Genomic DNA, 12695 nt, shown 5'->3' on the forward strand with positions numbered 1-12695 from the left:
CTTGTAAACAGAAGAAAAGAAAGTTTGGCTGAAACGTTCATTAATTCTTCATCGTCTTTACCTACAAACGAAAAATAGAAGACAGGAGATTACCTCCTGCCTTTGGTAAATGTGGGACCACTTCATCGAAGCGTTTGATTTCGCTTCGGTAAGTACCTATGGTTTGTTGGGTCCGATGATATATACGGTTTTGCCTCGCTTGCGGCCAAAACGATTGGCCTCTGCCTCCGTACCTAAGAAAACATCAATCTTGTTGCCTTTGACGGCACCACCCGTATCCTCTGCGCGGCGATAACCGACTCCCTCAATATACACCCACCATCCAAGCGGAATGACACTTGGATCAACAGCGATGGTTCTGCCTTCCGTTGCTCTTGCACCCGTTGAGGTATGTGTTCCAACGGCTGGGGAATAGGCTGTTAAGCTAACATTATTTATTACCTGACTTGGTCTGAACACGAACCCACCACGAGAAGTAATGGATGCGGCCGAAACCGTCTTGTTGGCGGTTCCCACCAGGAGAACCTGATCTTCCTTAGGAGCAACCACTTCTCGCTTGACTAGCTCGCGAGAAACTTCCTTGCCGTTCTCCAAATTGACTTTGTACTGAACGACAGCTTTACCCGGCTGACCTTTTCGAAGGACACGCGTCTTTCCTTTGGAGAGAGAAGCGTCGGCTTTACGAATTTCCTGAAAAGGTACTTCTTGTTGAACTTGCACGAGTTTTTGGTCTATGCGGCTTATCGAAATCTTCGTATCTTTTGAGACCGTCGATGTTAAGGCAGGTTGCACCTTGTCTTGTTGTCTGAGAGTAACCCCAGCATCCTTTAGTACACTTGCTACGTCTCGTTTGACTGTATGTACTATTTTTGTTTGCCCGTCTACTTGAACAGGCACAGCCCAGCTCGTTTGCAATTGGACGGTCATGGATTCCTTAAGAGGCGCAGTCGCTTCCGGTGAGAGAACATCATGCTCCAACACCGTAATATTCTGCTCTTTCAGAAACTCCTGAACTGTATCCGCATGCGTCTCATAGTTCTTGGAAACGCCATCCACAGAAAGCGTTAGATGCTTTGGCTGGGTAGCTAGGACAAAGAAGAAGCTTGCAACAGATAACGCCAGTAAGGCAATCCCCACCCAGAGGATCAACGCCTTATGCGTCACCCATATCTTGCCAATCTCCATTTTCCACACTCCTTTAACAAAGCCGTCTCGATTTTATGCTACTTTTCTCCGTTTGTCAAATTCCCCCCTAAAAATCAAGTTGTAATTACTGGAATTCATGTCGCGGCATTAGGTATTAAGCTAACAGAAAAGGTTTGTAAAAAGATAGCTTATTCCTGTCGATTCAGTTGTCGATCCTTTACTTTTTTGTTCGACAATTGGGAAAAGCTACGTTTCTTTTCAATGTATGCAAACTCTTTAATATGTATTACATTTTTCGAAAAAACCAACGAATACATAGGGGAAAACTAGGGTTAGGACAAGCATGTGGCACGAAAAAAGACACCTTTTGCAAGGTGCCTTTGTCGATAATCCATTAAATTTTAGGGAGATGCAGTTTACGGAAGTTTAAACAAACGCTTGGCATTCTCTGAAGTAATTGCCGCCATTTCCTCAAGAGTAACTCCACGCAGATTTGCCAACTCCTCTGCCACGTATCGCACATATCCGGTTTCGTTACGTTTTCCCCGGAATGGATGCGGAGTGAGGTACGGACAATCGGTCTCCACTAACAAGCGGTCAAGCGGTACCTTTGATGCCACTTCTTTCGGTTGTTTGGCATTCTTGAACGTCACCGGACCGCCAAATGAGATGTAGAAGTTCAGATCAAGCGCCATCTGTGCAGTTTCCCAGCTTCCCGAGAAACAATGCATGATCCCGCCTACTTCCTCCGCTTTCTCTTCGCGCAATATACGGATGACGTCTTGATGGGCATCCCGGTTATGAATCACGATAGGCAACTTCAATTTACGGGCAAGGCGGATCTGTTTACGAAAAACCTCCGCTTGAACATCTCGAGGCGATGTATCCCAGTAATAATCAAGTCCCATCTCGCCGATCCCGACAACCTTGGGATGCTTGGTCAGCTCCTCAATCCATTCGAGATCAGCATCGGTCATGTCCTTGGCATCTTGCGGGTGCCAGCCAACCACTGCGTAAATGAACTCGTACTTCTCGGCAAGCTCCAGACAAGTAGGGATCGTCTCCCGATTAAAGCCAATGTTAATAATGGTTGAGATCCCGTTCTCACGAGCTCGGGCGATGACGGCATCCCGATCCTCGTCAAACTCTGGTGCGTTTAAATGTGCATGTGTATCGATGATCAAGCGAATTCAGCCCTTTCGTTACTTCACAATGGCTCCGTTCGGCATGCTTGGATCAACCGTTGCCAACGTAAGCTCCTCACCTTGGGATGCAGCCAGAATCATCCCTTGGGACATAACCCCGCGAAGTTTAACCGGCTTCAAATTGGCCACGACGATTACTTTTTTGCCGACCATTTCTTCCGGTTGGTAGTATTTTGCGATACCGGATACAACTTGACGTTGTTCATAGCCCATATCGAGTTGAAGAATAAGCAATTTATCCGCGTTCGGGTGTTTCTCACAAGCGGTTACTTGGCCTACACGAAGCTCTACCTTCACGAAGTCGTCGATGGAGATTTCGTCTTTGGCATCTGCAGGTTTTGCCGCCACCTCAGCTTGATTATCGGTAGTTACCGGTGTTTCTTTGTTGTCGGACACGCTTTTTTCTCCTTTCAGGGCTTCCAGCTTCTTCTTGTTCTCTTCCGCTTGTCTGCGGGCTTCTGCTGTCGAAGCATCAATAAACTCTAGTTCTTTCTCCACTTCAAGACGAGGATAGAGAACTTCTCCGCGAGAGAGCTTGCTTCCAGCTTTCAGCTGACCCCATTGATACGCGGATTCCCATGCTTGGCTGTCAGTTTGATCAGCAATTCCGAGCTGCTCCCAAATCTTCGCAGGGGTTTTGGTCATGAACGGCTGAATCAAGATCGAGATGATGCGAATGCTCTCCGCAAGGTTATACATAACGGTTCCAAGACGCGCTTGGTTCTCCTCTGATTTGGCCAACGCCCATGGTTGTGTTTCGTCAATATATTTATTGGTGCGTCCGATCAGCTCCCAGATATGGGTTAAGGCATTGCTGAAGCGCATCTCATCCAAATGTTCTTCCGCCAGTGAGGCTGTCTTGGTTGCAAGCGCGATTAAATCTTCGTCGAATTCTCCTGGCTGTGTCGGAGCTGGCAATACTCCATCAAAGTATTTCTCCACCATCGCCACAGTTCGGCTCACCAGGTTACCCAGGTCATTCGCCAAGTCAAAATTGAGTCGTTGGACAAAGCTCTCAGGAGTAAACACGCCATCTTGACCAAACGCGATCTCGCGAAGCAAGAAATAACGCACGCCATCAGAACCATATCGGTCGATCAGGAACTTCGGATCGATTACGTTTCCTTTCGACTTGGACATTTTGCCGTCTGGCATTAACAACCAGCCATGACCGAAGATCTTTTTCGGCAATGGTTCACCGATAGCCATCAAGAGAATTGGCCAATAAATGGTGTGGAAACGCAAAATATCTTTTCCAACGAGGTGAACATCCGCAGGCCAGTAATTCTTGTATTTGCTGTCGTCATTCGAGAGATAACCCAATGCTGAAATATAGTTGGTCAAGGCGTCAATCCACACATAGACAACGTGCTCTGGATCGCTTGGAACCTTGATTCCCCAGTCGAACGTACTGCGAGACACACTTAAATCTTGCAATCCCGGCTTGAGGAAGTTGTTAATCATCTCATTGCGGCGAGATTCCGGTTGAATGAAATCCGGATGTTCCTCGATATATTGAAGCAGTCGATCTTGATAGTTTGACATACGGAAGAAGTAATTCTTCTCTTTCACCAAATTGACGGGACGTCCGCAATCTGGGCAGAAGTAGCCTTTGTCCGTTTTGGCTTGGGTTTCGGTCCAAAACGCCTCGTCCGGCACACAGTAATATCCCTCATATTCTCCGAGATAAATATCGCCTTGATCGAGGAGACGCTGGAAGATTTTTTGAACCACTTCCTTGTGGCGATCCTGAGTTGTACGGATGAAATCGTCATAAGTAATGTCCAGCTTATCCCACAAGTCACGAATCCAATCAACAACCGGATCGATGAATTCCAGCGGCTGTTTACCTTCTTCCTTGGCGCGCTCTTGGAGTTTTTGTCCGTGTTCATCTGTTCCTGTCAAATAATAAACATCATACCCGCGCAAACGCTTATACCGTGCCATCGCATCTGCGGCAATCGTTGTGTAGGCGTTCCCAATATGAAGCTTATTGCTTGGATAATAGATCGGTGTGGTGATGTAATACGTTTTTTTACTCACTATAAATCCCCCTTACAATTAGTCCTATTAAGAAATAAAAAAAGACTCAGCCCCGAAATTGGGACGAGTCTTTATACCCGTGGTACCACCCAAATTTTCCACCCTTTTGCAAGGAATGGACTTGGCAAGTCAACATAGACTAATCCTTTAACGCAGGATAACGTCGAACACTTACTGTTCCACCAATCAAAAGGAACGGCTCGCATCCGAGAACTCCGGGGCCATCTTCAACTCACGCGCAAATACCGGTTTCCACCTTCCCCGGCTCTCTGAAATCTGGCATTGAATTTACTCTTCCCATCATCGTCCGCTTATGTAACAACAATCTCTATTATGTACTAAGTTATTCCTTTGTAAACCTGCTGTCAAGGGTATTCCGATAAGGGCTGAACAACATTCAAAAAGGACGTCGTTTATCAATTAACAGGTGATTTTGTCGAATGTGATATTTTATTCGACAAAATATGACGCATTTATCGAATGATTATGTTATACAATTTCCAGCTGTTTTCGGGATATTCTGGATATTACTTTTCGTTTACTCCTCATTCTGGTCCTATTTATGGTAAGTTTTTTAACCAGATCATAAATAAGTAAATAAATAGTGATAAACGAATCCACATATTCTATAAATTGTAAAAGATATATTGACACCTTTTGGAATCACTGGTATGATGAAAACAAAATTAATTGTCGAATATTGACGATAAATACAAAGTGTTTAGGAATATAAATGCAAATTCCTACAATGTGAGAGGGGACAAGTACTATGAAATCTACTGGTATTGTAAGAAAAGTTGATGAACTCGGACGTGTTGTAATTCCTATCGAACTTCGCCGTACACTTGGCATCGCTGAAAAAGACGCTTTGGAGATCTATGTAGACGGAGAGCGCATTATCCTGAAAAAATACGAGCCAGCTTGCATCTTTACAGGAAATGCTGACAACTTGATTTACTACAAAGGCAAAATGATCAGCAAAGAGGCTGTACAAGAATTGATGTCCATGCTCGATAAATCTACTGTTGAATAACAAATGTCGAAACCCCCGCTCACGTGAACGGGGGTTTTTTTCTATGTATGATATTCCTTGTAGACATCTCTTTTGGGCAGATCGCGGTCTTGAGCAACTTGCTTGATCGCTTCCTTGGAATGCAGTCCTTGGGAGATGTACTGTTCAATGTGCTCGACAAGGCTTAGATCCTTCCACCAAGTCATTTCCTCTTCTTCTCCTGAAGCTTCCCCCTCATAGCCAGCTACCACCATACAGAACTCTCCGCGCACTTCTCCCGAGTTGATCCACTCCAAGAGCTCGGAAAGCTGTCCACGAGTAAACTCTTCATATCGCTTCGTCAGCTCTCGGGCAAGAACAGCTTGGCGATCACCCAGCACCTCAAGCATCGCTTCGATGGTTTTATCAATTCGATGGGGAGCCTCGTAAAAGATCAGCGTTTCCGGATATCGACGGAGCCTGTCCAGTTCATTGCGCCGTTCCTTTTTCTCACGCGGAAGAAAACCGCAGAAGATGAATCGATCCGTAGGCAGGCCAGATGCGATCAGCGCTGTTAAAGCGGCATTGGCTCCGGGTATTGGAATGACCGGAAAACCGGCGGCTATAGCGTCTCGGGCCAAATCAGCGCCAGGATCGGAGATTGCCGGCAGTCCAGCGTCACTGACCAGTGCGATTTTTTTCCCTTCCGCCAACAGATCGAGTATGCCTTGTCCGCTTGCTTCCTTATTATGTTCGTGGTAACTGATAGTTCGCTTTTCTATTTGAAAATGATTGAGCAGCTTGCGAGTTTGTCTCGTGTCTTCGCACGCGATAATATCCGCTTCCCGCAGTGTATTGAGGGAACGAACTGTTATATCTTCGAGATTCCCGATCGGTGTGGCCACCAGATAGAGTATGCCATCATGCGGGGTTGAAAAGCTTTGTTGGCTATTCAAGACCATCCCTCTTTTCGCCGTAATGATCGATTAAACGTTCCTTTTTTTTCCGCGGAAGGCGTTTAATCGCTTCCTCTCGCTTTAATCCCCAGGAGCGGTCCGCGCCTTCTTCCGTATAAACCATCTCGACTGGTCCACGCCCCCGAGTGTACTTCGCCGCTTTGCCTTCATTATGCTGGTGAAGCCGCCTCACTAAATTGGTTGTATAACCGGTATAAAGCGTATCATCGGAACAACGAAGAATGTAGACGAAATGGCTGTTATGTGAGGGAATCGCGCTTACCGAAATAGATTTCGTACAATTCATCACAGTATTCTTCTCCTTGTTGATACACAATTAACGGTGGCTGAATCCGCAATTCAGGTTTACCTCCACGTGTCCCTTCGATCAAAATCATATTGGGCTCGGCGTCTTTCCGTGGATGGACCAAACGCATACGCTTGGGTTCTATCCCATATTGTCGCATCAGTGTAATAATATCAATCATCCGGGTCGCTCTATGTACCAGGGCAAGCTTGCCACCTGTTTTGAGCAGTTGACTGGCAACACGGATCACATCTTCCAGATTGAGCAGAATCTCATGTCTGGCGATCGCCAAATGCTGATTCTCGTTCTGTTCCCCACTGCTTGCCGGCATATACGGAGGATTGCAGGTAATTAAGTCAAATTGGCCGTATCCGAATTCTTTGACCGCTTCCTTCACATCTCCTAGATGGATCGTAATTCGCTCGTTTAAGTTATTGAGATCAATGTTCCGCTGTGCCATATCCTGCAGCCTTGGCTGAATCTCGATTCCAGTGATCGTGGCGTGTAGGGTTCTGGTGCTCATAATCAACGGGATCGCCCCATTCCCTGTGCAGAAATCCATGATTCTCCCGCGCTTTGGAACAGAAGCAAACCGTCCCAGTAAAACAGCATCCATCGAGAAACAGAATACCTCATGACTCTGGATAATCTTCAAGTCGTGGGTCAGTAAATCGTCTATACGTTCTGACTCATAAAGAGGAACTTGTGGTTTGTCCATTATTAAGCTGCTACTCCTTTACCTTTGCTTAATCGTCAAGCACCAGATAGTAGGGAAAAAGCGACCTGTCCAGATGGAATCAGGTCGCTTCCTTTATTTATGGGTACTTCCCGTCAAAAAGGAGAGGCAAAACAAGCAATCTCCTTCTGTTCGTAAACTTCCATAGTGAATATTGCAAATGTGGAAACCTTCCGCATACAACCGAGCAAGATTGTCGTATCCTTCACCAACCACTTGTTTTTGGGGCTTTTTGGTTGATTGCTTCTCCACTTTTGTTTTGGTTGGGGAGGCTTGCTTCTTCGGCTCAAGTCGATTCCGCAGATGTTCATTTTCCACGATCAATTGACCATTTTCCTCAATTAAGGCGACGATTACATTTTTTAATTCGCCGATTTCTTGATATAATTCGCCAATTCTCTCTTCGATACTTGCCATCTTCACGAAGATATCACGTTTATCCACTTGACCACCCCGTCTCCGCTACCAAACCATCTTGTCTACACCATACTATTGTTCGTTAAATATCTCGTCAAGACTAAATTCCATTACTCGTTCTGCTTCCAACAGATCAACTTGAACGGAGCGTTCCAGGATGTTCACATTGACAATCTTGCCTGGTCCCATCGGAGTAACCACTTTGGCGCCCATGTCAGGCAAATCCTCTTTAGCACCCTCATAGTTATCATTTTCGTACTTAAGACAGCACATTAAACGTCCACACAAACCGGAAATTTTTGCCGGATTGAGGGAGAGGCTTTGATCCTTCGCCATCTTGATCGAAACAGGTTCAAAATCGCCCAAAAAAGTAGAACAGCACAGCATTCGCCCACATGGCCCAATGCCACCCAGCATCTTCGCTTCATCCCGAACTCCGATTTGTCTCAGTTCAATCCGAGTGCGGAACACAGAAGCCAGATCTTTCACCAGTTCCCGGAAGTCTACGCGTCCGTCTGCAGTGAAGTAAAAAATAATCTTGTTGCGGTCAAACGTATACTCAACATCCACCAGCTTCATGTCTAGTTGATGTTCTTGGATCTTGGTATGGCATATCTTAAAAGCGTTCTTCGCAGCCGCTTTGTTTTCTTCAACCTGTGTAGCGTCATGTTCATCGGCGACCCGAATTACTTTTTTCAAAGGTAGAACGACGTCGTTCTCACTTACGGTCTTTTTGCCGATCACCACTTTGCCGTATTCAATCCCTCTTGCCGTTTCCACGATCACACTACGATCCTTTTCCACCGGCAATTGGTCTGGATCAAAATAATAGATCTTGCCCGCTTTTTTAAATCGGACACCAACTACCTCGTACAAACATTATCCCTCCTGGAGTTGAAGAACCAGCCGCTCCAACGCCAATTGCGCATTGGCATTCCGCTCTATCCGGTTTCGCGTCTCCATGGCGAGCGCTATTCCTTGCATTAGCTCCGCTTGTGTCCAAGCATAAGCCTGTCCTTCAAGCACATCCTTCTGGTCGCTATTAATAAGTCGAGCCTGTCGGCCTACTTGGATATACAGGAGATCACGCAGCCAAAGGATGAGCAAATCCAGCAATAGAGGCAGCTCCTCTTTCACCCGATCATTCTTGAGAAAAAGTTCTTGTATCGTAAACAACGCCAGCGAGCCAGGTTGCTTAATTTCTTTCACTAATTGTATCACTATATTTCGAAACAGTGCAAACCAATCTGATTGGCTTAATTCCCTTGCCCCATCCAAATGTACCGTAATTTGGGATGCAGCTTGCGCAAGTCCAATCGGAATCCCTTCGTTCACAAGCTGTTGTGCGATAAACTCGCCTGACAAAGGGGCAAAAGAGATGGTTTGACACCTGGATAGAATGGTTGGCAGAAGTGTGTGACTGTTCTCTGTGAGCAGAAGGGCGATGACCCCAGCAGGCGGCTCCTCCAGAAACTTCAGCAAGCTGTTGGCTGCCTGTGTCGTCATTTTATCGACATGCTCCAGAATATACACTTTATGCTTTGATTCTAGCGAGCGCATGGCCATCTCTTTTTGCAAGGAACGGATTTGATCAATTTTGACACTGGCCCCATCTGGTGCGATTGTGAACACGTCTGGATGGTTACCAGCTTCTATACGCCTGCAGTTGTTACACTCGCCGCAGGCATCATGCGTTAACTTCTCGCAAAAAAGCGACTTGGTCACTTGGAGTGCCATTCGTTTTTTGCCACAACCTCTGGGACCTACGAACAGATACGCATGAGCCAGTCGATTATTCCGCAAACTGCCTGAAAGAATATCCGCTACTCGTCTCTGTTCCGTAAATGAACTCCACGTCATTGTTTTCACACCTAACTCTTTACCCGCCTGGCACACCACCATGATGCTCGGCGGGGTGCTCACTTTTCACTTAGAAATAAAGGTTAATTAATAACCCGCGAATCTCACCAATTCTCGCGAGAAGGTCAATCGTCGGAGCTTCCTCCGCTAAAAGTTCTTCTGCCAGTTGCAGCAGGTGACTGTCTACTTCCTTGATAATTTTATACAATCGGCTTCGTCCCCGTCGATTCGTGCCGCGTCTCTCTTCCAGCGCGACTCCGAACTTGACCGCCTCTTCCATGAAACGTTTGACCAAATTCTTGTATTGATAAAAATCACGCACGGCACGTGAGCGAGCGAGAATTTGCCCTTGTCGTTCAATATCATTCAGCAATTGGCTTAAACGATCTTCCGTTAATCGATTACCCTCGCCTCTTACCAATTCACCAAAGTTAATCTTATCGTGTGGAATATTTTTACGATTATCCGTATTTCGTAATGGATCAAAGTTAGGTCGTAAACCCTCGCCAATTTTCATCAATAGCGCTCACCTCCGACGCGTTTGTATCTATGCTCTTTTCCTAGAAAGAGTGGAAATTCTCTACATCTAAAACAAATACGGCTGCCCCGCCCACCTGAACTTCCAGTGGATAAGGCATAAACGTATCAACAGCGCTACCGAGCGGCGAAACGGGTGTAACCATCTGTTTGCGAGATTTGCAACTGTGTTGGATGATATCGATCACATCTGGAACTAAATGGTCTTCCGTTCCTACCAGAAACGTCGTATTACCTGCGCGTAAAAAACTACCCGTACTCGCCAATTTGGTCGCACGGAACCCTTTTTTGACAAGCATTTGAGATAGACGTCCACTGTCCTTGTCTTGTACGACGGCGATCACCATTTTCATCGCATACACCCTTTCTGCTCAGCTTACGTTACTTGTTATGGCAGAGCCAATCTGTAAAATCTGTCAGTATTTCATGAGCGATCGTCTCAATGCTCCGACAAGCATTAATCACTTGGATGCGCTCGGGATGTTGAGCTGCTAGTTTACGAAATCCTTCTCGTACACGCTCGTGGTAGGCTTCGCCCTTTTGTTCAATCCGATCGAGTCCGCTTCTCGCCAACAGGCGCGCTTTCCCTTCCGTTACTGGCACATCGAGCATATACGTACGATTAGGTACAAGACCGCTTGTTGCAAACCGGTTAATCCGTTCTACTTCTTCTACCGGGATGCCCAAGCCATACCCTTGATAGGCAATGCTTGCGTCTACGAAGCGGTCGCAAACGACAATTTTTCCGCTTTTGAGGGCAGGGATTACTTTTTCATGCACGTGTTGAGACCGGGAAGCCGCATACAGCAGCACTTCCGTATGATCGTGCATTTCTGGATGAGAAGGACTGAGAACAAGCTCTCTAACCTGGTCACTGATTGGCGTTCCGCCCGGTTCCCTGGTCAGCAGGACATCATAGCCTTGCTGGATTAATTGCTCCGCAAATTTCTGTACCTGCGTGGTTTTCCCTGCTCCGTCTGGCCCTTCAAAGGTGATAAATAAGCCGTTCAACTGGTTCCCTCCTAGATTAAATAACCTGAATCGTGGTAAGTCCCGGATCGCTTGCTCCTTGAAAACGCACCTTGTCGGCTGCCATTTCAGCAAGCAAGGAGATGACGTGACCATCTATGCGTTCACCAGGTACCAATAAGGGAATACCAGGAGGATAGGGAATCACCATTTCACCAGCAATTCTCCCTTCCGCTTCGAGAAGTGGTATCGAATTTTTCGCAAGATGAACTGCTTCATAGATGGGAATCTTTAGTTCTCGTACAAACGTGGAAGCAAGAAGTCCCGCTTGAAACACGGTGTCTGCTTCTGTTAAAGGGGTACATTCAAGTTCTCTCATGACATGCCATACACTTTCGACATCATCTCGAGAAGTTCCTGTTGAGGCCGCCAGCAATACATGATTTCTGTCTACCAACTCAGGAAATATCCCCGCTGCCTCCAAATGGCCTTGCAGCTCATAGCCTGTCAATTCGTTCGTGTACAGGCTGATGTGTAGTTTGAAAGGATCAAGTGTGGAATAGGCTTTTCCTTCTTCCAAAGCAGAAACCCTACACCAAGGAAGTGTCGCCAAATTCTCGCGGAGCCAATCCATTCGAGCGAGTACACGGTCCATTTCCCGTGCACCTTCTACCACCATATGCCGTCGACCCAGATCAAGTGAAGCCATCAATGGATACGACGGACTGGATGATTGAATCATCCCGAGGGTCATAGCCAAACGCTCGCGGTCGATCCGGTTTCCTTGAATGTGCAACATGGAGGACATCGTCATAGCAGTCGCCATCTTGTGCGTCGACTGAACCGCCGCATCCGCTCCGCATTGCATAGCACAGACGGGAACCTTTGGATGAAAACCATAATGAGCACCGTGCGCCTCGTCCACCAGAAGCGGAATTCCGAATCGATGGACAATGGTTGCCATCTTCGCCAGATCAATTCCCATCCCATAGTAGGTGGGGTTCGTTAAAAATACGGCTTTGACGTCGGGATGAGCTTGCAATGCGCGTTCGACATCTTCTTTTCTCAGCCCAACCGCTACCCCTGTCGGTATATCAACCGCAGGTACAATAAAAATTGGTTCTGCCCGCGCCAGAATGATCGCGTTAAAAACAGACTTGTGGCAATTGCGCTGAACAATAATCTTATCTCCCGGCCGACAAACGGTTAAAATTAAGGCGATATTGCCGACTGTGCTGCCGCCGATCAGAAACCTCGTCTCTTCCGCCCCGAACGCTTCCGCCGCAAGCTTCTGCGCCTCCGCGATAATCCCTTCCGGATGGTGAAGGTCGTCCATTCCCGTAATTTCCGTTACATCAAGCGCAAGGATCGATTGATACGCGTCTTTGCCTTCCCGATCAAAGCTGTGTCCCATTTTATGCCCAGGTACATGAAAAGGATGCGGACGGTTCCTGGCGTGTTGGCTCAACGCGTCAAAAAGCGGAGCCCGATGCTGCCTCTCCCAGAAGGCCTCATCTCTTGTAAACAT

Annotated in this window: 14 protein-coding genes and 1 other annotated feature; of the genes, 1 reads left to right on the plus strand and 13 read right to left on the minus strand. The window is 46.8% G+C overall.

All coding sequences use genetic code 11. From position 1 onward, the window contains the following. Positions 1 to 156: 156 nt before the first annotated feature. The 3 genes from ACQCN2_RS21475 to metG form a co-directional block, all read right to left on the minus strand. Positions 157 to 1185 carry a resuscitation-promoting factor gene (locus ACQCN2_RS21475; protein ID WP_426931007.1) on the minus strand — a complete coding sequence of 343 codons (1029 nt, stop codon included), beginning with the start codon at positions 1183 to 1185 and terminating at the stop codon, positions 157 to 159. Between the two features lie 377 nt (positions 1186 to 1562). After that, positions 1563 to 2330 carry a TatD family hydrolase gene (locus ACQCN2_RS21480; protein ID WP_426931008.1) on the minus strand — a complete coding sequence of 256 codons (768 nt, stop codon included), beginning with the start codon at positions 2328 to 2330 and terminating at the stop codon, positions 1563 to 1565. A gap of 18 nt (positions 2331 to 2348) precedes the next feature. Continuing rightward, complete coding sequence (gene metG / locus ACQCN2_RS21485; RefSeq protein WP_426931009.1) at positions 2349 to 4394, minus strand: methionine--tRNA ligase; 2046 nt, start codon at positions 4392 to 4394, stop codon at positions 2349 to 2351. 56 nt (positions 4395 to 4450) lie between these two features. Next, positions 4451 to 4707, minus strand: a binding site (T-box leader). A gap of 456 nt (positions 4708 to 5163) precedes the next feature. On the opposite strand from metG, the gene ACQCN2_RS21490 reads away from it, so the two are divergent. Continuing rightward, positions 5164 to 5427 (plus strand): AbrB/MazE/SpoVT family DNA-binding domain-containing protein, encoded by a 264-nt coding sequence (locus tag ACQCN2_RS21490; RefSeq protein ID WP_426931010.1) that lies wholly within the window; start codon positions 5164 to 5166, stop codon positions 5425 to 5427. A 41-nt stretch (positions 5428 to 5468) separates the two neighbouring features. Here the strand turns inward: ACQCN2_RS21490 and rsmI are convergent, their stop codons facing one another. From rsmI to ACQCN2_RS21540, 10 genes are all read right to left on the minus strand, one after another. Then, on the minus strand, positions 5469 to 6341 hold the full coding sequence (gene rsmI / locus ACQCN2_RS21495; RefSeq protein ID WP_426931011.1) for a 16S rRNA (cytidine(1402)-2'-O)-methyltransferase: 873 nt from the start codon (positions 6339 to 6341) through the stop codon (positions 5469 to 5471). Further along, complete coding sequence (locus tag ACQCN2_RS21500; RefSeq protein ID WP_426931012.1) at positions 6334 to 6648, minus strand: GIY-YIG nuclease family protein; 315 nt, start codon at positions 6646 to 6648, stop codon at positions 6334 to 6336. Before ACQCN2_RS21500 ends, rsmI begins: the two co-directional genes overlap by 8 nt. Beyond that, positions 6602 to 7366, minus strand: a complete 765-nt coding sequence (locus tag ACQCN2_RS21505; protein WP_426931013.1) for a tRNA1(Val) (adenine(37)-N6)-methyltransferase — start codon at positions 7364 to 7366, stop codon at positions 6602 to 6604. Before ACQCN2_RS21505 ends, ACQCN2_RS21500 begins: the two co-directional genes overlap by 47 nt. A gap of 93 nt (positions 7367 to 7459) precedes the next feature. Continuing rightward, the gene (gene yabA, locus ACQCN2_RS21510; protein WP_426931014.1) at positions 7460 to 7828 is read right to left on the minus strand and encodes a DNA replication initiation control protein YabA; all 369 of its coding nucleotides are present in this window, start codon (positions 7826 to 7828) and stop codon (positions 7460 to 7462) included. 45 nt (positions 7829 to 7873) lie between these two features. Beyond that, positions 7874 to 8677, minus strand: a complete 804-nt coding sequence (locus ACQCN2_RS21515; RefSeq protein WP_426931015.1) for a PSP1 domain-containing protein — start codon at positions 8675 to 8677, stop codon at positions 7874 to 7876. Positions 8678 to 8680: 3 nt separating this feature from the next. Continuing rightward, on the minus strand, positions 8681 to 9661 hold the full coding sequence (gene holB, locus ACQCN2_RS21520) for a DNA polymerase III subunit delta' (protein WP_426931016.1): 981 nt from the start codon (positions 9659 to 9661) through the stop codon (positions 8681 to 8683). Between the two features lie 70 nt (positions 9662 to 9731). Further along, the gene (locus tag ACQCN2_RS21525; protein WP_426931017.1) at positions 9732 to 10178 is read right to left on the minus strand and encodes a YaaR family protein; all 447 of its coding nucleotides are present in this window, start codon (positions 10176 to 10178) and stop codon (positions 9732 to 9734) included. Positions 10179 to 10221: 43 nt separating this feature from the next. After that, complete coding sequence (locus ACQCN2_RS21530; RefSeq protein WP_426931018.1) at positions 10222 to 10551, minus strand: cyclic-di-AMP receptor; 330 nt, start codon at positions 10549 to 10551, stop codon at positions 10222 to 10224. Positions 10552 to 10579: 28 nt separating this feature from the next. Continuing rightward, the gene (gene tmk, locus ACQCN2_RS21535) at positions 10580 to 11209 is read right to left on the minus strand and encodes a dTMP kinase (RefSeq protein WP_426931019.1); all 630 of its coding nucleotides are present in this window, start codon (positions 11207 to 11209) and stop codon (positions 10580 to 10582) included. Between the two features lie 16 nt (positions 11210 to 11225). Next, positions 11226 to 12695 carry an aminotransferase class I/II-fold pyridoxal phosphate-dependent enzyme gene (locus tag ACQCN2_RS21540; RefSeq protein ID WP_426931020.1) on the minus strand — a complete coding sequence of 490 codons (1470 nt, stop codon included), beginning with the start codon at positions 12693 to 12695 and terminating at the stop codon, positions 11226 to 11228.

The sequence above is a fragment of the Brevibacillus ginsengisoli genome (genome assembly GCF_050113715.1).
GTDB classification, from domain to species: domain Bacteria; phylum Bacillota; class Bacilli; order Brevibacillales; family Brevibacillaceae; genus Brevibacillus_H; species Brevibacillus_H ginsengisoli.